At 47.3% G+C, this 18,770-nt stretch carries 19 protein-coding genes; 14 read left to right on the forward strand and 5 right to left on the reverse strand.

Annotated features, from left to right (window positions below; genetic code table 11):
* Window positions 1-265: 265 nt before the first annotated feature.
* Both MKY99_RS02570 and MKY99_RS02575 read left to right on the forward strand, forming a co-directional pair.
* A complete protein-coding gene (locus MKY99_RS02570; RefSeq protein ID WP_339268488.1) occupies window positions 266-3,352 on the forward strand; it encodes a DEAD/DEAH box helicase in 3,087 nt (1,028 codons plus the stop codon).
* 32 nt (window positions 3,353-3,384) lie between these two features.
* Window positions 3,385-4,188, forward strand: coding sequence for a hypothetical protein (locus MKY99_RS02575; RefSeq protein WP_149644614.1), 804 nt, complete (start codon window positions 3,385-3,387; stop codon window positions 4,186-4,188).
* A gap of 100 nt (window positions 4,189-4,288) precedes the next feature.
* On the opposite strand, the gene MKY99_RS02580 is transcribed toward MKY99_RS02575, so the two are convergent.
* Window positions 4,289-4,963, reverse strand: a complete 675-nt coding sequence (locus MKY99_RS02580; protein WP_042193221.1) for a GTP pyrophosphokinase family protein — start codon at window positions 4,961-4,963, stop codon at window positions 4,289-4,291.
* Window positions 4,964-5,268: 305 nt separating this feature from the next.
* Here MKY99_RS02580 and MKY99_RS02585 point away from each other — a divergent pair, with 305 nt between their 5' ends.
* Genes MKY99_RS02585 through MKY99_RS02600 form a run of 4 tightly spaced genes read left to right on the forward strand, consistent with a single transcriptional unit; the run spans window position 5,269 to window position 7,864 of the window.
* Window positions 5,269-6,051: a zinc ribbon domain-containing protein gene (locus tag MKY99_RS02585; RefSeq protein WP_339244542.1), complete on the forward strand. Its 783-nt coding sequence runs from the start codon at window positions 5,269-5,271 to the stop codon at window positions 6,049-6,051.
* Between the two features lie 33 nt (window positions 6,052-6,084).
* On the forward strand, window positions 6,085-6,903 hold the full coding sequence (locus MKY99_RS02590) for a helix-turn-helix domain-containing protein (protein WP_042184525.1): 819 nt from the start codon (window positions 6,085-6,087) through the stop codon (window positions 6,901-6,903).
* A gap of 22 nt (window positions 6,904-6,925) precedes the next feature.
* Window positions 6,926-7,228, forward strand: coding sequence for a hypothetical protein (locus MKY99_RS02595; RefSeq protein ID WP_042184527.1), 303 nt, complete (start codon window positions 6,926-6,928; stop codon window positions 7,226-7,228).
* A gap of 42 nt (window positions 7,229-7,270) precedes the next feature.
* A complete protein-coding gene (locus MKY99_RS02600) occupies window positions 7,271-7,864 on the forward strand; it encodes a xanthine phosphoribosyltransferase (RefSeq protein WP_042123794.1) in 594 nt (197 codons plus the stop codon).
* Between the two features lie 100 nt (window positions 7,865-7,964).
* Here MKY99_RS02600 and MKY99_RS02605 read toward each other — a convergent pair whose 3' ends face one another.
* The 3 genes from MKY99_RS02605 to MKY99_RS02615 form a co-directional block, all read right to left on the reverse strand.
* Window positions 7,965-8,921: a diacylglycerol kinase family protein gene (locus tag MKY99_RS02605; RefSeq protein WP_339268490.1), complete on the reverse strand. Its 957-nt coding sequence runs from the start codon at window positions 8,919-8,921 to the stop codon at window positions 7,965-7,967.
* A gap of 111 nt (window positions 8,922-9,032) precedes the next feature.
* A complete protein-coding gene (locus MKY99_RS02610; protein ID WP_060626766.1) occupies window positions 9,033-9,371 on the reverse strand; it encodes a hypothetical protein in 339 nt (112 codons plus the stop codon).
* 92 nt (window positions 9,372-9,463) lie between these two features.
* Window positions 9,464-10,480, reverse strand: a complete 1,017-nt coding sequence (locus tag MKY99_RS02615; RefSeq protein WP_339268493.1) for a serine hydrolase — start codon at window positions 10,478-10,480, stop codon at window positions 9,464-9,466.
* Window positions 10,481-10,950: 470 nt separating this feature from the next.
* Between MKY99_RS02615 and MKY99_RS02620 the strand changes: the two genes are divergently transcribed.
* The 7 genes from MKY99_RS02620 (at window position 10,951) to MKY99_RS02650 (ending at window position 17,008) form a co-directional block, all read left to right on the forward strand.
* The gene (locus MKY99_RS02620) at window positions 10,951-11,139 is read left to right on the forward strand and encodes a hypothetical protein (protein ID WP_339268495.1); all 189 of its coding nucleotides are present in this window, start codon (window positions 10,951-10,953) and stop codon (window positions 11,137-11,139) included.
* 398 nt (window positions 11,140-11,537) lie between these two features.
* On the forward strand, window positions 11,538-12,584 hold the full coding sequence (gene coxB, locus MKY99_RS02625; RefSeq protein ID WP_042123804.1) for a cytochrome c oxidase subunit II: 1,047 nt from the start codon (window positions 11,538-11,540) through the stop codon (window positions 12,582-12,584).
* 127 nt (window positions 12,585-12,711) lie between these two features.
* Window positions 12,712-14,559, forward strand: coding sequence for a cytochrome c oxidase subunit I (gene ctaD, locus MKY99_RS02630; protein ID WP_076285960.1), 1,848 nt, complete (start codon window positions 12,712-12,714; stop codon window positions 14,557-14,559).
* Complete coding sequence (locus MKY99_RS02635) at window positions 14,556-15,182, forward strand: cytochrome (ubi)quinol oxidase subunit III (RefSeq protein ID WP_076300135.1); 627 nt, start codon at window positions 14,556-14,558, stop codon at window positions 15,180-15,182. Before ctaD ends, MKY99_RS02635 begins: the two co-directional genes overlap by 4 nt.
* 5 nt (window positions 15,183-15,187) lie before the next feature.
* Entirely contained in the window at window positions 15,188-15,514 is a 327-nt protein-coding gene (locus MKY99_RS02640) for a cytochrome C oxidase subunit IV family protein (protein ID WP_042184535.1), read from the forward strand.
* A gap of 82 nt (window positions 15,515-15,596) precedes the next feature.
* Complete coding sequence (gene ctaG, locus MKY99_RS02645) at window positions 15,597-16,517, forward strand: cytochrome c oxidase assembly factor CtaG (protein ID WP_339268497.1); 921 nt, start codon at window positions 15,597-15,599, stop codon at window positions 16,515-16,517.
* Between the two features lie 26 nt (window positions 16,518-16,543).
* Entirely contained in the window at window positions 16,544-17,008 is a 465-nt protein-coding gene (locus MKY99_RS02650) for a DUF420 domain-containing protein (RefSeq protein ID WP_042123812.1), read from the forward strand.
* Window positions 17,009-17,438: 430 nt separating this feature from the next.
* Here MKY99_RS02650 and MKY99_RS02655 read toward each other — a convergent pair whose 3' ends face one another.
* Window positions 17,439-17,606: a hypothetical protein gene (locus tag MKY99_RS02655; RefSeq protein ID WP_339268498.1), complete on the reverse strand. Its 168-nt coding sequence runs from the start codon at window positions 17,604-17,606 to the stop codon at window positions 17,439-17,441.
* Window positions 17,607-18,111: 505 nt separating this feature from the next.
* Between MKY99_RS02655 and MKY99_RS02660 the strand changes: the two genes are divergently transcribed.
* Window positions 18,112-18,726 (forward strand): hypothetical protein, encoded by a 615-nt coding sequence (locus MKY99_RS02660; RefSeq protein WP_339268500.1) that lies wholly within the window; start codon window positions 18,112-18,114, stop codon window positions 18,724-18,726.
* The last annotated feature ends 44 nt before the right edge of the window (window positions 18,727-18,770 follow it).

Raw genomic sequence — 18,770 nt, forward strand, 5'->3', positions numbered from 1 at the left:
ATCTACAGAAAATATGCAGAAACGTTTTTAAATCAGCGCTTTTTCGTATAAGATGAAGAGATGAAGATTCAAGAGCAGATAAGTTTTATCCTAGTTCTTTATCCTTATATTTCTTACAGGAGTGTATCTCATCTCTAAAAGGATGGAGAAACTACTTCTACTTGTATAGCTTCAAAATTTATTTCTCGCGGAAAAGGTTGCAGTTACCACCTGATGGTGGCGGACTGGTTCTTTTTTTGCTTGCTTAAAAGACAGGAGATCACCGATGACTAAGCATCTTTATGCAATATGGTTGGGGGATGTGTTATTTTGCTTCTCTGGCGAAACTTCGGAGCCGAAGGTTGACGCTTGGACCCGAGTGGTGAAGCGGCTGGAGCTGCAGGGAGGAGTTCGCCCTTTTGCGAGTGCTGCTCTGCGGCTCGCAGAAGTGAAATATCCGGCTCCTCCTGTAGAGGGGAAGCCAGCACGCCGTGGATTGCCCGGAAGAACATTCGAAGGGCTCGCCTTAGTCCCTAGCGATGCATTTGAACTGCTTCTGGCATGGGATGAGACGTTATGCCGAGATCAGGGAGTAGAGCCTGGAGGCGAATTGCGCTATTGGGCGGCAGCAGCTCGCTTTGCGCTGGAATTGATGGGTACAGGCGGCGTTACGCCAGGAGCCTTGCCCCCACGTCCGGTAGGTTCACGCCGTCGTGGTGGTGAACAGGCAGCAACAGTCTGCTGGTCTCCAGCTTTTCGAAAGCAGGAGGATAAGGAGATCTTTCTGCAGCTGGCGTCGTCCATGCCGGTATTGGCCTTAGGGACGCATATTGCTGAAGCGGGGGATTTATCTTCGAGGGAAGAGGCTGGCGCCTATGTGCTTTACTCCTTTATGCAGGCGGTAATGACTGCAGAGATCAAGAAAGTGATTGCGGGTATTGAAAGTGAACTTACCCCTTACAAAGCCAATTATCGCCGGGGTTACTCCCCTTTAACTGAGCTGTGGTGGAATAGTGTTCTTACAGGCAGCCGGGATATACCCGTGCAGGGAACGCAAGCAGAGGTGACAGATCTTCTGGCTACTGTGAATGAGACAGCTGGTAGCGATGTGCCGCAATCGGAACCTGAAGAAGCGCGGAGTGGACAGCTGGGTCTTGGGCTACGTCTTGAGCCCCCTGGAGATAATGACGAAATCTGGCGCTTAACCTTCTGGGCGGAGAACAAGGAAGAAGGGGAATTCTGGATTCCGGCAAAATCGATTTGGAGCAGTAAGGAGCGAGAGTTTACGTTATGGGGGAAACGCTATCGTAATATACAGCAGCAGCTTCTTATAGCGCTGGGCCGAGCGGCAAGAATCTCTCCAGATATAGAGCGCGCTCTTTCTATGCCTGCACCTACGGGAGCAGATTTGGAACCAGAGCGTCTTTATTTCTTTTTGAAGGAGACGGTGCAGCAGCTGCGTGAGCGTGGAATAACCGTGCAGATGCCATCGCGCTGGAGCCGTGAGGGACGCCGCCGGATTGGCATGAAAATGAAAATGCAGCCGGTAGTGAGTGGGATTGATAGTCCTGCTCCAGTGGCTCTTGGGATGGAAGAGCTGATTTCATTTCGCATTGAAGCCTCACTTGGGGAGAGTACAATCAGTGAAGAAGAACTAAACGCACTAGTGGAGGCAGGCGTACCCTTTGTACGTTTCCGCGGAGAATGGATTGAGGTAGATCCTAAAGAAATTCGCCAGGTTCTTAGATATATGAAACGCCATGAAAATGGGGAAATGACCGCAGCCGATTGGATGCGTCTAGAGGCTGAGGATGGTGAAGAGCGGCTCTGGAAAGGGATGTCGGTCACGGGGATGGAAACATCCGGACTATTGTCATCGCTGATGCGGGGCGACATATTGCGTAATCTTCCAGTGCGTGCCGTACCTGAAGGTCTGCACGGCACACTGAGACCTTATCAGGAGCGCGGCTATCAATGGCTCTCCGTTCTCAGTGGTCTGGGATTTGGGGTGTGTCTGGCCGATGACATGGGTCTCGGTAAGACGGTGCAGGTCATTACCTGCCTTCTGGACCGCGCTTTAAGTGCTCCACCTGAAGAGAAGCAGGAGCCTGTCTTGATTCTATGCCCAACCTCACTTTTGGGGAACTGGCAGCGGGAATTGCAGCGCTTTGCGCCTTCTCTTAAAGTTCACATTCATCATGGTGGACGCCGAGTGCGGGGGGATAGCTTTTTAGAACTGGCTGCCAGTCATGATATTGTATTGACGACCTATCATTTAGCAGGTCGTGACAGCGAGGATTTAGCGAATGTTCAGTGGTCCACTGTGGTGCTGGATGAAGCTCAGTATATTAAGAATCATCGGACAAAACAGGCGCAAAGTGTGATGAAGCTATCAGCGCCGCATCGCATAGCTATGACGGGGACACCAGTAGAGAACAGACTAGGTGAGTTATGGTCTATTTTTCACTTTTTAAACCCGGGCTATTTAGGAACCTACCATTCCTTCCGGCAGCGCTATGTATCTGGAGAGGGTGGAGAACGACTGCGGGAATTGCATCGCTTGGTATCACCATTCTTGTTGCGCCGCTTGAAAAGCGATCCGGATATCTCTAAAGATTTGCCGGAGAAGCTGGAGCTGAAGTCTTATTGTCCGCTGACGGAAACACAGGCAGTCCTATATCAGGGTGTCGTGGATGAAATGCTTGGCGTGATCGGAGAGAGTAGCGGGATGGCTCGCAGAGGACTCGTGCTGTCTTCTCTAACGAAATTGAAGCAGATTTGTAATCATCCTCAGCTATTCCGCAAAGAAGAAGGCAGGGGTCCAAGAAGTGAGCATTCCGGTAAAATGGAAGTCATGTTCGAGATTCTGGATAGCATTGCGGAGGTCGGAGAATCTGTGTTGATCTTTACTCAATATGTAGCGATGGGTGAGCTCTTGGTTAGCAAGCTGACTAAGCGTTATGGAACAGCGCCGCTGTTCTTGCACGGCGGAATTCCAAAACGAGAGCGCGACGAGATGGTTCATGATTTTCAAGAGGGAAAAGGTCCATCCTTCTTCGTACTTTCTTTAAAAGCGGGTGGCGTAGGGTTGAACCTTACAAGAGCTAATCATGTCATCCATTACGACCGTTGGTGGAATCCGGCAGTTGAGAATCAGGCGACAGACCGGGCGTTCCGAATTGGTCAGGATAAAAATGTTCAAGTGCATAAGTTGATTTGCCAAGGAACGTTGGAAGAACGTATTGATGAATTGATTGAGCGTAAGAAGAATCTTTCCGAGCAGGTTGTTGGCTCTGGCGAAACATGGTTGACTGAGATGTCCAATCATGAGCTGAAGGAACTTATTGAACTGCAGGATCAGGACTGGATGTAAGACAGATATGAGTGTTACGGAGGGATCGAACAATGAGTGAACGGTTAGAGATGCAGCTGGAAGTTGTGCCTGGATTAGTAAAAGCAGCATGGACGGTGCTACCTGGGAAAGTGACGGGAGGGTCTCGGTCGAAGGGTGAATTGAACGCCAGCGCACCTGCTCAGGAACAACAAGCGGATCGACCTCTCTCTCTGAAGGTTCCGGTATGGCATGCTTCCCGAAGAAAAGAAATATTACGAAGTCTGGCACTAAGTCCCGGGGAAGTATTTGCCTTGCTGCAAGGGCGTTTGACGGGTGAACTGGCAGAGCTTGAGCTTCTACCTACGGATAGTGAGCTGGAGCAAGCCCTTTTTGAGGGTGAAGGTGTGGAGTATAAGGCGGAAACTTTGAAGCTTATTAAAGAACGTCTTGCTGAAGAGCCACTGCTGGCACTTTCGCTGAGAGGATTTACTAAAGGAGAGCTCTTGGACGGAATTTTTGCCCTTTGGGCTGAAGGAAATATTTCTAGCGACGAAGCTGAAACAGAGGAAGAAGAGGCCTCTGTTAGTGAACTTTCTACGGAATTGGCTCGGCTTGAACGCAAGGGTCCGGCCATTTCCTCTGGCGAATGGCTGGCAGAAGCGGCTGCTGAAGGTTCGCTACATCAGCCTGGGCCACAGTTCCATGAGATTGCGGCTAGACCATTTCCTTCGCCGGTAGTAGTAGCTGAAGTTACAGAAGACTGGGGAACATTGCTACCGCAGACACCTAAAGCCATTGAGGGATTAACTTTGATTATGCAGCGGGTTGCAGAAGCGTCTGCACGTCGAGCGACTAAGGGTCCGATTAAGCGGTAAGTGAAAATACGAAAGAGGCTGTCTCAAAAGTAGTCAATGCTACTCTTGAAACAGCCTCTTGTTTTGCCTAATTATCTAACAGAGTTTCTGGTTAGTTATTCTAATGCTGACCAGCAGGGGGCAATTCTCCTTCTGAAAGCTCTAGAATTTCGCGGCGAAGACGAAGCATTTTTTGATCTAGTTCATCAGCGGCGCGCGCGGCTTCTTTCAGTTCCTCAGCGACATGCGAAGGCAACTGCTTATCGAATTTATAATACAGAATATGTTCCATGCTTGCCCAAAAGTCCATAGCTAGGGTGCGCAGCTGGATCTCAGCCTTGACCCAGCGTGTTCCTTCCAGCAGGACGAGTGGGATACCGACTATAAGATGAAGGCTTTGATATCCGTTTGGTTTAGGATGAGCTATATAATCTTTAATCTCAAGCACGCGGATGTCTTCGCGTGTACTAAGATGATCTACTAAACGGTATATATCTTTAACGAAGGCACATACAATCCGCATTCCCGCAATATCGTGAATGTATTGCTCCATATTTTCCAAGCTGAAACCGTAGCCTTTGCGCTCCATCTTTTGAAGAATGCTCTTTGGTTCTTTGATCCGGCATTTGACATGTTCGATGGGACTGAAGCCGTCGCGGGATTGCCATTCCGTCTTGATTACATCAATTTTATTCTGAAGATCATTTAACGCGTGGCGATAGAGTGCCGGTAAGGCTTCGAATTCGTTAACCAGTTTGGCGAAATCCTCGTTGCTGTTACCTTGCCACTGTTGCAGATCCTTTACGTGTACCTGTAGCTGACTAAGCGTAAGCTGTGTGCTCTCATGTTCTTCCACTGAAACTCTCCCGATTTCGTTATTTGTGATAATTCTATTTTAACCGATGTAGAACCCCTGACGCAAAATTACATTCAAAATTAGGAAATATAACCCATAAGTGTAAGAGGGAAGTGGCTTAAATCAATTAGTATGGATTTTATAGGAACATTCTCCTCTAAATCGCGTATTAAAGCACATTAATGAATCTACTCGATACATTTGGTATGATAGAAACACGTATCGCTGGAGAGGGAGGAACTGTAATGAGTTTTATCAAAAAAATTAAAGATAGCGCGAGCCGGGTTACCGAAAAAGCCCAAAACTCAGTAGAGATCGGCAAGCTGAACGGACTTATTTCCGATGTTGAACAAGAGATGGAAGTTGAATTTACGAAAATGGGCAGACTTTTTTATGAAGGGTATCGTTCAAAGGATATGTCGGTAGCTGAAGGTAAAATGGTGGAGCTGTCCCGTAACTGTTCCAAACTTCAGGAAAAAATCGAAGTCCTGCGGACACGAATTGCTGAACTGAAAAATGAGCGGTTATGTTCATGTGGTCATATTGTGGCGCTTGATGCAAACTTTTGTCCGAAATGCGGAAGTAAGCTGGAGCCATTGTCCGCTTCGAGAAGGGTGCCTTCTACACCGGTATTTGTTCAATCTGTGAATGAAGATGACGAAGATCAATATTATGGCGCAGATGAGCTTACGGATGAAGAGAAGGAAATTGCAATGAAGCTGCACCCGCAGAGTGTCGTATATGCTGAAGTTCAGCATCCGGATGATGAGCTGCCACTTGAAGAATATAAGGCGAGCGAGCAAGATATTGAGCGGGAACGTAAACAAGCCGAGCAGCTGGAACGGGAAAGAAAAAGACAGCTTGAACTAGACCGTCGCTTCGGCGAATGGCACAAGAATGAGCACCAGGAGGAATCTGCGGTCACTGAGGACCATGGTGTACGAGATATGATCCAGTGCCAAATCTGTCGGAACGAATTACCTAAGGGCTCCTTATGGTGCCCGCGATGTGGGTCAGAGCAAATATAGAACGGATTTCAGTCAGCTTAGGGGGACAACAAGATGGAACAGCTGCTGCTGCATCTGCGCAATCTGGGCTTCACAGAGATGGAGTCCAAAATTATGGTAGAGCTTGCGACAAAAGGTCAGGCTTCTGGCTATGAGGTTGCCAAACAGCTCGGAGTTTCAAGATCGAATGTGTATGCGGCGTTACAACGCCTTACGCAGCAGGGATATGTACGATGTGGTGAAGGAGAACCTGCGCGGTACAGTGTTCTCAATCCAGAGGAGCTTGCGACCATGATCTCGGGACGGGTTCAAGCTTCACTGGCTTATATGGAAAGTGAGATGCCTCGCGGTGGACCTGTTAGCCCTTCGTTTTATAATGTGGAAGGTGACCGCAATGTATTGGGCGCTCTTATTCGCCAACTTAATATGGCTGAGCAAGAGATCGTAGTGGATATGTGGCGTGAGGAAGCGTCACTTCTACGGAGTGAACTTGAACAGGCGGAGTTGCGTGGCGTTAGACTCTTGTGGGCGTTTGATGGTGGCAATGCTGCTCCTGCCGCCTATCCGGTATGGCCGCCTCTCGGAAGAGATTCTCAGCGAACAGATGGACGGAAGTTCTCATTCGTAATCGATCGGAGCTGGTGTATGCTCGGGATGCGCTATGAAGATGGATCGGCGCAAGCGGTTGTAACCGAGCACCCGGTGTTAGTAGATCTGCTATTGAATCATTTTGCACAGGAAATGGTGCTGTTCGAGCTGGAGCAGGATATGGGCGCAGAATTAGAAGAACGTTATGGTGAGCGTTACAGCAAAATTCACAGCAAATATGTGATGCATGATCCAGGCGATGATGGGGAAGAACAGGCGCAGTAGCTATTACAGGGAGGTGAAAAGCATGGAATGTATCGTACATTTTGAAGTGGTGCATGAGGATGGTCCTAAAAAATTGCGTGGACTGCTGTTTCTGGATAAAGGAGCAAGTCCCGGAGAAGCAGAGCTAGTTGAAATGTTCAAGGACATGAAATTTAACGTGAGACTGGAAGACCGCGAGAAATTGATCTTTAAACCGGTAAATCCGGGCGATTTCGTGGAGATCCGAATTACGGGTTATGATAATGGGCAAGAAAAGAGCAAGGATGACCATAATTTAAAATCTATCGTTGGAAATTTATTGCCACAAAAACCGACAGGTCTATAAAGTGGGGAGAAAGGATTCATTGATGGGAGAAGGAGGAGCACAATGGAGCTGTTGAGACAAAAGGTGTTAAAAGAAGGTATTGTACTCGGGCAAGGCGTGCTCAAGGTAGATTCTTTTCTGAATCATCAGATGGACCCCTTTCTAATGCGTGAGGTTGGCCGTGAGTTTACCCGCCGTTTTTCCGGCGAAGAGATTACGAAGGTACTGACGATTGAATCTTCGGGAATTGCTCCGGGGATTATGACGGCATTAGAGCTGGAGGTTCCGCTGATTTTTGCCCGTAAGCAGAAATCGTTGACGCTGACAGAGGATATTTATGTAGAAAAGGTTTACTCCTTCACGAAGAAAGAAACGAATGAAATTACCGTTTCCAAGAAGTTCATTGCTCCGGGTGAGCGAGTTCTGATTGTCGATGATTTTTTGGCGAATGGCGAAGCCGCCTTCGGACTTGCTCGTATTGTTGAGCAGGCAGGAGGAAGTGTGGTTGGGATTGGTATCGTGATCGAAAAAGCGTTCCAGCCAGGAAATCGGTTACTGCAGGAAGCTGGTTACCGGGTAGAATCACTCGTGCGAATCGCTTCACTGGAGGACGGAAGAATCTCTTTCGTGGAAGAAGAGGAAGGGCTACTTAGCTAAGACTCTTTGGTGTAGATTCGGATGAAGTTAACACAAAACAGCAAGAGACAGGTTTATAAGCCTGTCCCTTGCTGTTTTTTTTGTGATGCACGGGTATGGATCACCCGTTGCTACCGCATGCCGCTGCAGGATCGGCGTGTCGCTGCGCGCTAACCGCCGCCAGCGGCGAGAGCACCCGCAGCGATCCAGGCTCGCAGCGCACGGCAAGAGGCCCTTTGCCGAAGCTCTCGCCATCGCCGATCGCCGGCAGGGCCTCTGCGAAGTTGACGGCTACGCTACGTCCACGCAGCATCGACACGAAGGGCAACGCTACATGCTTGCCCTTCAGTACCGTTGGGAACAGCCGCAGCAGCTGCCCGCGGCTGCACCCGTGCACGATGCAGACGTCGAGCTGGCCGTCATCGGCCTTCGCCTGCGGGCAGATCAAGAGCCCGCCGCCGTAGCTGGGCAGGTTGCAGACCGAGACCAGCCATGCCTCCTCAAAAACGTGCTCCGTCCCGTCGCACGCAACACTCACCCGGCATGGCTTAAACGTCATCAGCGTATGCAATATACCGATGATATAAGCCAGTTGGCCTGCACCAATGGCATTGCACAGCCGTTTGTAACGGCTGGCATTCACATTCTCGGCCACCTGAGCATCAAAGCCGTTGGCAACGGCTGTTAAAGTCAGTCCGTTTGCGCCTGAGATCAGATCGGCTTCGATATACCGTTCGCTAAGTGCAGCTTCCAGCGCGGCTTCAGTCGAAAGCGGAATGGCGAAGCCGCGTGCGGAGTCGTTACCGGAGCCGGCAGGGATGATTGCCATAGGAATATCTTTGCCACGAAGGGCACCCAAAATGCTGTGCAGCGTGCCATCGCCGCCGATTACAATCGCGGCTTTCCAGTCCTCACGGTGTTTAAGTGTATTTAGAACGAGGGCTTCTGCACCCTCTGCGCTATGCGTAAACAAGGTCATATATGGCAGCATCCGCTCTTTCATGAGCGCCTCTACAGTATGCCAGGTCCGTCCGCCTGCGCCCCCGCCGGAACGCGGGTTTATGATGAATAGATACATTTAATTTCCTCCAGCCTGTAGAATTCCGTTGATGCCCGTCTTTCCATTGTAAGGAGTGGATGGGCAAAAGGGAATACTTTTCAGCGATAAGAGGTGTTAGTTCGGCGGTGTTTATAGATGCCGAATCTGACTTTCTGCAATATCCCCAACCCAAGGGAGCTTATACCATCTGCTGCTTAAAGCTTGATAGATCATAAGCAGCCATATAGCAAAGCTGCAAAGAGAAAGGATTGCACTCAACAGGGAACCGAGAAAAGGGATAAATCCGGTTAGGACATGGAGAATCATCAGTACGCCGAATGTAAGCAGTGATTGCAACGCGTGGAACAGCACGAAGCGGTTGCGTTTCTCCAGAGCGAGAAAGACCACACCGCCGATAAAAGGGAAAAAATAGCACAGCGCGCCCGCAATATTATCGGGCAATCCGGTGGATGATTTGAAAGGGGACAAAGGGCTCACTCTCCTTCTACTTGGAGAAGAAGGGGGGTAGTTCGCTACTCCTTCTTCCTTAAAAGCCTATGACTTGTCAGGAAAAAGTATGTTTAGCTCATTGTGGGTATAATATACTTTTCCAACAGCTTGCGGGGGCTCTTCCAATTGTTTGTCTTACTCTCTGCTGTAAAGACCACAACCGCATCTAAATTGGGTAGGATAAGGATTTGCTGTCCGCCATGACCGTGGGCAAGCTTGTAGGGTTGGCCGCTCATCGTACCCACCCAGAACTGATATCCGTAATCTCCAAAAGCCGGGTATCCTGTAGTCTGTGCAGTTAGTGCTTCTTGCAGCCAATGCTTCGGAATGATTTGCTGCTTCGCAAATACGCCGTTATTAAGCAGACACATACCAAATTTAGCCATATCTCTTGAGTTTAAGTACAGACCAATATGTCCCATACTATGTCCTTCCGGACTCGGTAACCAAGCCGTATGAGTCATTCGGAGAGGGCTAAATAAATGCTCAGCAGCATAGGTGAATGCATCGAGACCTGTAGATTCACTAAGGATCATCGAAATCAGATGGGTGTCGATACTACGGTATTGAAATTGACCGATATGTTCCGGAATTATGTTCATACTAAGAGCAAAGGAACCCCAGCGGCGACTACGATGGAGATTCCGGACGAAAGGCTCCCCCAGCTTCTTGCCCGTGATCCAGCTAAATCCGGAAGTCATGGTAAGCAGATGACGAAGAGTGATTTTTGATAAATGAGGGGAGTGCAGGTATGGAACATGTTTACGAAGTACCTTAGAAACCGAGACATCGATATCAGGGATATCTCCCCGATCGATAGCGATTCCGGTAATTGCGCTGATAAAGCTTTTAGTCGCAGATCGAAGATCATTTAATGCCCCGGCATGATGGTTGCCGTAATAACGTTCAAAGATGAGCTTGCCATGGCGAGCAATAAGCATACTATGCATCTTTGGATATTCTTTCTGAATAGCATAATCAGCTTGTTCAAGACCCTCACGGCGCGTTGCAGTTTCCTCGGGTAGCGCGGTAGTCATCGCGGGAACTACGTTATAAGATGAAGTCAGTAATGGTGTAGGTTGGCCCATAATGATCTCCTTTTCTTGCTGTGGTATGTGCTAGGTGTGGCCTGCTATAGAACATATTGTATTTTAACCCGACACGAGCAATATGACTTACGAAGAACATTGTAAAAAAATAAAAATTTTCCAATTAGCACATTTTACAAGGAAAGGTGGAAGTTGGACCGGAATATGATACAATATAACGATAAGGCCCGAAAGGGGTGATTCAGTAAGTGGCTCTTCGGGTAATAAAAGTGTCAAGGAGCTTTCGTTCAACAGGCGTCCTTACTCTCAGCCCAAATCACGACGAACCTGCTTCACCGGCGAACCAGTATCTCAAGGCTTTGAAGCTTTGAATTTTACGTTTTGGCGGATAATGCAAGCCACGTATGTGTAATGGTTACTTCACTTGCATTCGAGGTTACGGCGTACTTTTCATCATGCATTCTCTACAACGGAGCATTCATTTTCAATGTTTTGGGAGGGAACTGATCATGGCAAGTAAAGGTCATAACGAAGTCAAGGAAAGTTTACGGGAAATGACACGTATTTTCCGGCCCAAAGATCCCAAGAAATTCGTAAAGGAGTACGTCCGAAAATATCGGATTACCGGAGGCTATGAAGAAGAACTGACCATGGTCGTGGAGCATGAGCTGGTAAAGATTAATTCATCCGTCTCCTAGCTAACAGATACGAGTGTCACTTACTTTTGACATCATTTTGAGTAATAACATCCACGAGGATTCTTATAAACCGTGCCCGAGCAGCGTTTGTTGCAGGAATCGGTTTTTTTTGTATGTACATTTATGAATAAGAAATATTGTCTCTCATAAAATAGTCAAATGAATTAATAGACACATTTCACAATGAATGCGCTTTACCGATCATTTTTTATTTGATTGCGTTTTCAAAAAATGCGCATAAATGCAGGTGGGACAAGGAATTATTATGTCGAAAATTACAATGTGAACTAGTTGTGAACGATTGACAAAACTTTCCCTTAAACTTATATTAATAGTGATTGTTATAATTGACAGAAAAAAACAGGAACCTACGAAATCGGGAAAAGCGGGGTAGATCAATGATGAAAACGTGGCAGGCTGTAAAGCGACTCCTTCCCATGACCGCTATGTTTGGTCTCTTTCTTGCCGGGTGCGGTCGTGAGGACTTGTCAGTGCTCAGACCACAGGGACCTCAGGCGGAAATGTCTTATGGATTAATGGAGCTGTCGATCAGTATTATGATCGTCGTGTTGCTGATTGTCTTTACGATTGCAGCTTATGTACTGATCCGTTTCCGTCGAAAGCCGGGTCAGAATGAAATCCCTGAGCAGGTTGAGGGTAGCATCAAGCTTGAGATTCTCTGGACGGTCATTCCGCTTATCCTCGTAGTGGTACTGGCAGTTCCAACGGTGAAAGCAGTGTTCGCCGCAGGAGATGATCATGCCAATGACAAGGATGCGATTAAGGTTAAAGTAACCGGCCACCAATATTGGTGGGAGTTTGAGTATACCGATTACAAGGTGACTACAGCGCAGGATCTGATTATTCCAGTGGGCAAAGATATTGCTTTTGAACTGGAGACTAAAGACGTGCTGCACTCCTTCTGGGTCCCTTCCCTTTCCGGTAAAATCGACACCAACCCAGCCGGGACGATTAACCGCTTCAGCTTCAGTGCACCTAATGAAGGCGTTTACCGTGGCAAATGTGCGGAACTATGCGGGCCGTCTCATGGATTCATGGAATTTAAGGTGAAATCGGTTAGTGAACAAGATTTTCAGAAGTGGATAGATTCGATGAAAGCACCCGTAGCTGTGCTGCCAGAGGATCCTGCTTTAGCTGAGAAGTTCAAAGCGGCGTGTCTGACTTGCCACGCTGTAGGTGATCAAGGGATTAATAATGCGCCGAACTTGACCGGAATTGGTTCTCGGGAGTCGATTGCAGGGATCCTGCTCAACGACGACACTAGGGAGGATGGTGCACCAATTGAGGAGAATCTCAAAACATGGCTGCATGATCCACAATCCGTAAAACCGGGCAATCTGATGCCTAACCCCAAAGATCTAGGCCTAAGTGATGCGGAGATTGATGGCATTGCTGAGTATCTGGCCAACTATAAGCTGGACTAATGCCTTAGCCTAAAGGCGGGCGGAACTTTCGAAAAAGGGGGTACGAACTTTGGCTCAAGCAGCGCATACCTTGAATTCATCCAAGCCTCTCGGGCATGGCCACAGTGTGAAGCGCCATACAGGACTTATGGATTGGCTTACAACCGTCGATCATAAAAAAATTGCAATTTTGTACCTATGGGCCGGAGGATTATTTTTTGGTATCGGCGGAATTGAAGCACTTCTGATTCGCTGGCAACTCATCAAGCCAATGAATAATTTTTTGGATGCCCAAACGTTTAATGAACTTATTACCATGCATGGTACGACGATGATATTCCTCGGCGTCATGCCAATCATCTTCGCCTTAATGAATGCCGTCATACCGCTACAAATCGGTGCACGTGACGTAGCCTTTCCTTTTCTAAATGCACTTGGCTTCTGGACCTTCCTGTTCGGCGGAATTCTACTGAATCTCAGCTGGATAATGGGTGGCGCTCCTGATGCCGGATGGACCTCCTACACCCCACTATCTACGAGTACATACAGCACCACACACGGTGTAGACTTTTATACGATTGGTCTTCAAATTGCCGGATTAGGTACCCTTATCGGGGGGATTAACTTTCTAGCCACGATCATTACGATGCGCGCGCCGGGAATGACCTACATGCGGATGCCGATGTTTGCTTGGACTACATTTATTACTTCCGCAATTATTTTGTTTGCATTTCCAGCAGTTACAGTAGGTTTGGTACTGCTGACATTCGACCGGATACTTGGAGCCAATTTCTTCGAGGTTGGGGCTGGGGGTAATCCGGTGCTCTGGCAACATATCTTCTGGATATTTGGTCATCCAGAAGTATATATCCTCATTCTGCCTGCCTTCGGAATTATATCGGAGGTTATCCCGACTTTTTCACGGAAGCGATTGTTCGGATATAGCTCAATGGTGTTCGCTACCATCCTGATTGCCTTCTTGGGCTTCATGGTTTGGGCTCACCATATGTTCACTACCGGACTTGGGCCGGTAGCTAACGCATTGTTCTCTGTATCAACGATGTTGATTGCGGTTCCGACAGGAATCAAGATTTTTAACTGGTTGTTCACGATGTGGGGCGGGCAAGTACGTTTCACGACACCAAACCTGTTCGCGGCAGGATTCATTCCTACCTTTACGATGGGTGGCGTCACTGGCGTCATGCTGGCTTCTGCGCCTGCTGACTTTCAGTTCCATGATACGTATTTTGTTGTAGCGCATTTTCACTACGTTATTGTGGGCGGCTTGGTGCTTGGCCTGTTTGCAGGTCTGCATTACTGGTGGCCGAAGATGTTTGGTCGGATGCTAAGTGAGAAGCTGGGCAAATGGACCTTCTGGACGTTTATCATCGGATTCCATCTGACATTCTTTGTACAGCATTTCCTTGGACTCATGGGGATGCAACGTCGGGTATTTACGTATTTGCCGAATCAGCAATTCGATTTGCTGAATTTAGTCAGTACAATTGGTGCTGGGCTGATGGCTGTCGGTACGATTATTTTCTTAGTCAATGTCTTCCTAACTTCAAGAAAGCCAATGGATGCAGCTGATGATCCGTGGGAGGATGGACGTACACTAGAATGGACGATTTCTTCGCCACCGCCAGAATATAACTTCAAGCAAACCCCGCTTATCCGTGGAATTGATGCATTCTGGAAAGAAAAGATGGCAGGAAATAAAGGCATGACTCCGGCTGAACCCGTTGGTTCGATTCATATGCCGTCTGCAACCATATTGCCGTTCACTATGTCTGTTGGGATTTTCATCGCTGGACTGGGCTTTATGTTTAGTCGGGATGACTTCGGCAACGCCTTTATGAGCTTTATGTTTAATAATTATATCGTTACAGCCATCGGTCTTATCATTACGTTTGGATCTATGCTGTTGCGTTCGCTGTATGATGATCATGGATGGCATATTGAACCTGAAGAGCTGGAAGGAAGTGAGCGGACATGACAACGGCACATGCAGAAGCTTCTAAGGAAGAATTTCCTCACGAGCCGGAAAAAGCTACGCTCGAAGGACGAAACAAGGTTCTTGCCTTTTGGTTATTTCTAGGTGGGGAAGCAGTATTGTTCGGTACGTTGTTCGCTACGTTCCTCGCATTGCGTAATCAGACGAATGAGGGGCCATCGGCGAATGAACTGTTTCACTTGCCGCTTGTAGCTGCTGCAACATTCATTCTTTTGGTAAGCAGTCTGACGAGTGTATTCGCTATCCAAGCGATGCATAGGAACCGTCCGGCTGTGCTTCGTAACTGGCTTTTGGTAACTGTAGTCTTAGGGCTCGGCTTCCTGATTCTGGAGATCTATGAGTTTACTCAATATGTGAGACACGAAGACTTCGGAATGACTACAAGCGCATTTAGTTCGGCATTCTATACATTAGTAGGATTCCACGGTGCGCACGTAGCTTTCGGGATTGCATGGATCGCCATCCTGATTGGGCAACTCATGCGTAAAGGATTAACCGTAGTTACTGCACCAAAAGTGTATGTGTCAGCCATGTACTGGCATTTTATTGATGTGGTATGGGTCTTCATCTTTACGGTTGTATACCTACTTGGAAAGGTGGGCTAGACACTATGACGACAGATCAGCATGTGCCAGAGAATGACGGGTATAAGCATCGTCATCGGCATGAAGGGCCACAGAGGCATATTGTTGTCTTTATACTGTCCATTGTCTTGACCTTAATTGCTTTCGCCGCTGTTGCTGCTGGAGGCGTGAATGCCACCTTTGCGGTTATTCTACTACTGGTGATGGCAGTCATTCAGGTCATTGTACAGATGGGCTTCTGGATGCACCTGAAAGATAAAGGACATCTAATACCGATTATCTTCATGCTGGGTGGTTTTTTTACCGCCGGTACCTGTATTATTATGTCGCTGTATTGGGTTTGGTGGAATTAACGGACTATAAAGAAAGAGGCGGGCTGAGATGCCCCCTCTTTTTGGTGTTTAACTAGATCCTGCGCTAGGAGGGGTTAGGGTTATGCTCGGATTACAATATTTTAGCTTTGCAGAACTGTGGAGCCCGCTTTTTCTGGCGGTTATGCTGCTGCTGACGGCGGGTTATTTCGTTTGGATTGGTCCGATTGCTGGACGTCATGCCGATTCAGTTCCGGTTCCGTTCTGGCGAAGAGCACTATTTGTGTGCGGAATGCTTGCGCTTTATCTTGCACAAGGCGGTCCTGTTAGTCTATTAGGACATATGATGTTTTCATTCCACATGGTTAGTATGGCCTTGTCATACCTAGTGGCGGTGCCGCTGATTATGCTGGGGATTCCAGATTTTATCTGGCGCAGCATATTGAGAGTAAATCCATTTCGCCGGCTGTCTTTTTTAGCTCGACCGGTGGTAGCTGCTTTACTGTTTAATGGTCTATTTTCTTTGTACCATATTCCTGTTATCCATGATTATGTGATGCTGCATTTTACCGTTCACCGAATCTACTATATTGTTTTATTCCTAACAGCTGCCTTAATGTGGTGGACTTTGATCAATCCGCTACCGGAGCGTCGAATGGCGAGTGGACTGGGCAAGATTGGGTTTATTTTTCTAAACATGGTATTGCTGACACCAGCCTGCGGACTGATTATTTTTGCAGATCAATCGCTCTATGCTACTTACAGTGATCCGGAGACTTGGGCACTTGCCATGGGCTATTGTATATCGGGTGATCCTTCTGCCTTACTTCAGAATTTTGGGGGTCCTGCGTTCTTTTCATTGTTGTCACCAAAAGTGGATCAGCAGGTGGGAGGTATCGCGATGAAGTTCATTCAGGAATTTATTTTTGCCTCTATGCTTGCTTATGTGTTCTATCATTGGTATAAAAAAGAGAACGGACAAGAGGGCGATGAATTATCGACGCCTTCCTCAGCACTCGAGGAGAGCACCTTGACCCGTGCATAACTGGTAGACTGCCAAGGAGGAGAATCATGGATATTTTTACGGTGTTTCCAACTATTAGCACATCGTTCATCGTGCTCAGTGCGGTGCTCGTAGCTATTGGCTGGTGGCTCATCATTAAGGGCAAACGCGAGGCGCACAAGAAGACGATGATTGCTGCCGCAATCGCTGCGCTCCTGTTTTTTATTGTTTATGTATCTAGAACGTTGTTCGTGGGAAACACCTCATGGGGCGGACCGGATGAACTTCAGACGATTTATCAAGTGTTTCTGATCTTCCATATCGTGCTGGCAACGGTAGCTGCGGTATTCGGACTTACTACGTTAACTCTTGGATTTAAGGCGAAGTACTCCAAGCACCGTAAGTGGGGCAGAGTAACATCTATAATCTGGTTCATTACTGCGATTACTGGCGTTATGGTATATGTGCTGCTTTATGTTCTGTATCCAGGTGGACACACCAAGCCAGTGTGGGAAGTTATTTTGGGCGCGTAAGATAGTTGCGTGAAAAGAGCTTGTGATTGGCATGTGAAAAGAGCATGTGAATATGCGTGCGAATCGTACGTGAATTTGTGTGAATAGTAATGAAATAAGCCTGTGCATCTGCTCGTTCCTAAATAGGGATGATGGATGACGGGCTTATTTTAGTTTATGGAGTTGGGGGAGTGCTGAAATCTTGAAATTGTACTGTGAAATCACTCGTGATCTGAACAGTGCGTGATGTGAAGTATTCTATCTGCTTACTTTTAGGGAAAACCTCCCTGAAAAAGATGAGTTTTGAGCTCGAAAATCGGTAATTAGGGAATTCCTCCCTGTTTTTTTACGGTTTTAGCGCTAAAACGCGTAAATGGGCGAATTTTTAGGGAGGATTTCCCTAAAAATGTTGATTTTAGGCTAAATTAAAGTGATTTGAGGGAGATTTTCCCTAATTGTTGCTTCTACTAGCAGTTACACTCACCGAGCGGTCACATCCACTCAGCAGTAGCACCCGCCGAGCCCTCTCATCGATTGAGCGTTCACATCCACTCGCAGTAGCACCCGTCGAGCCTTCGCATCGATTGAGCCTTCGCATCGATTGAGCGGTCGCATCCATTAGTGGTCACAACCACCGAGGAGTCGCTCCCGCCCTTCAATCACCCCACCGAGCCGCAACAACTAGCCCTACACCTACAACCCGTTGGAGAAGCAACAATGAGGCTGACCTCACTTCGCGTCCTTCGCTCACATTCAACCTCTCCATAAGTTATGTTTAATCCTCTGATTAGTTAATCCCAATAATGATCAGTTTCCCATACGTGCAAAGCCTTCTCCAAAAGGGGGGGGAGCGCATACCTCCTAATCAACTTGAATGTTTTCCATTTACAGGATTGACAATGGTAAATTAAGGTCATATACTGTGTATATAGATATATACAGTAAGCACAGGGATATGAACACCTGCTTCTGCTAGACGCTGAAGACATTGTAAAGCGAGGTTAGTTTTAATGAGAACATTAAAAGATTCATGGTTTATGTTGCGCTCTGATTTTCGCGGAGACAAATTAAAGATATTTGGGACCCTCGTAATAACAGTTATTTTTATGTGTTATCTTGGTGGAATGACTAGCCTGGTAGCAAATGACGTACTAGGTGAGCAGGATCGGACGATGATAACAGATTTCTTATTTCTCTCCTTTATACCCTTATTGGGATTAACATTCTCTCGCCGTTCCATGAAATATTGGAGTGAAGACTCTTACACAAAAATGTTGGTTTACTTAAGAACCTTACCGATTCCAACTGCAGTAATACTATCGCGGAGAAAACTTCAGGGGGTAGGCTCCTTTATTCTAAATGGTACGTTATTCTTCGGTATTGTTTACTTGTTAGGGGAAAATTTCCGGACAGAGCTGGCGGTTCCCTCGTATATAGCTTTTGCCATTACATGGCTCGGCTTCGGCTTCATGGTCTCAGGTCTATATATTTTTATTGAGTATCTTTTTAGCGGCAAAGCTTATCTATGGCTAACATTGCTTATCGTAGTGTTATCGTGGGGAATATCATTCCTAGTTACACTTGGGGGAGGCAATTTGTTTTTATACAGTATCTCCTATTCCAAGGAGTGGGGGCTGTTATCTCCGATCATGTGGGGGTCACTTCTACTGGGAACAATATCTGTGCAGTTATTCTCTAAATGGACTATACATCGACTGAAGAGTCGCAATCTCGTATAAAAAATCGGAATGGCAAGGACTGCGCTCTAGCACGCTAGAGTGGA

Source organism: Paenibacillus sp. FSL R5-0470, from assembly GCF_037975205.1.
Taxonomy (GTDB): domain Bacteria; phylum Bacillota; class Bacilli; order Paenibacillales; family Paenibacillaceae; genus Paenibacillus_AQ.

Excerpts from the sequence above, each read along its gene's own strand:
- MKY99_RS02570 (WP_339268488.1), top strand. The coding sequence starts at position 266 with ATGACTAAGCATCTTTATGCAATATGGTTGGGGGATGTGTTATTTTGC.
- MKY99_RS02575 (WP_149644614.1), top strand. The coding sequence starts at position 3,385 with ATGAGTGAACGGTTAGAGATGCAGCTGGAAGTTGTGCCTGGATTAGTA.
- MKY99_RS02585 (WP_339244542.1), top strand. The coding sequence starts at position 5,269 with ATGAGTTTTATCAAAAAAATTAAAGATAGCGCGAGCCGGGTTACCGAA.
- MKY99_RS02590 (WP_042184525.1), top strand. The coding sequence starts at position 6,085 with ATGGAACAGCTGCTGCTGCATCTGCGCAATCTGGGCTTCACAGAGATG.
- MKY99_RS02595 (WP_042184527.1), top strand. The coding sequence starts at position 6,926 with ATGGAATGTATCGTACATTTTGAAGTGGTGCATGAGGATGGTCCTAAA.
- MKY99_RS02600 (WP_042123794.1), top strand. The coding sequence starts at position 7,271 with ATGGAGCTGTTGAGACAAAAGGTGTTAAAAGAAGGTATTGTACTCGGG.
- MKY99_RS02605 (WP_339268490.1), bottom strand. The coding sequence starts at position 8,921 with ATGTATCTATTCATCATAAACCCGCGTTCCGGCGGGGGCGCAGGCGGA.
- MKY99_RS02615 (WP_339268493.1), bottom strand. The coding sequence starts at position 10,480 with ATGGGCCAACCTACACCATTACTGACTTCATCTTATAACGTAGTTCCC.
- MKY99_RS02620 (WP_339268495.1), top strand. The coding sequence starts at position 10,951 with ATGGCAAGTAAAGGTCATAACGAAGTCAAGGAAAGTTTACGGGAAATG.
- coxB (WP_042123804.1), top strand. The coding sequence starts at position 11,538 with ATGATGAAAACGTGGCAGGCTGTAAAGCGACTCCTTCCCATGACCGCT.
- ctaD (WP_076285960.1), top strand. The coding sequence starts at position 12,712 with ATGGATTGGCTTACAACCGTCGATCATAAAAAAATTGCAATTTTGTAC.
- MKY99_RS02635 (WP_076300135.1), top strand. The coding sequence starts at position 14,556 with ATGACAACGGCACATGCAGAAGCTTCTAAGGAAGAATTTCCTCACGAG.
- MKY99_RS02640 (WP_042184535.1), top strand. The coding sequence starts at position 15,188 with ATGACGACAGATCAGCATGTGCCAGAGAATGACGGGTATAAGCATCGT.
- ctaG (WP_339268497.1), top strand. The coding sequence starts at position 15,597 with ATGCTCGGATTACAATATTTTAGCTTTGCAGAACTGTGGAGCCCGCTT.
- MKY99_RS02650 (WP_042123812.1), top strand. The coding sequence starts at position 16,544 with ATGGATATTTTTACGGTGTTTCCAACTATTAGCACATCGTTCATCGTG.
- MKY99_RS02655 (WP_339268498.1), bottom strand. The coding sequence starts at position 17,606 with ATGGATGCGACCGCTCAATCGATGCGAAGGCTCAATCGATGCGAAGGC.
- MKY99_RS02660 (WP_339268500.1), top strand. The coding sequence starts at position 18,112 with ATGACTAGCCTGGTAGCAAATGACGTACTAGGTGAGCAGGATCGGACG.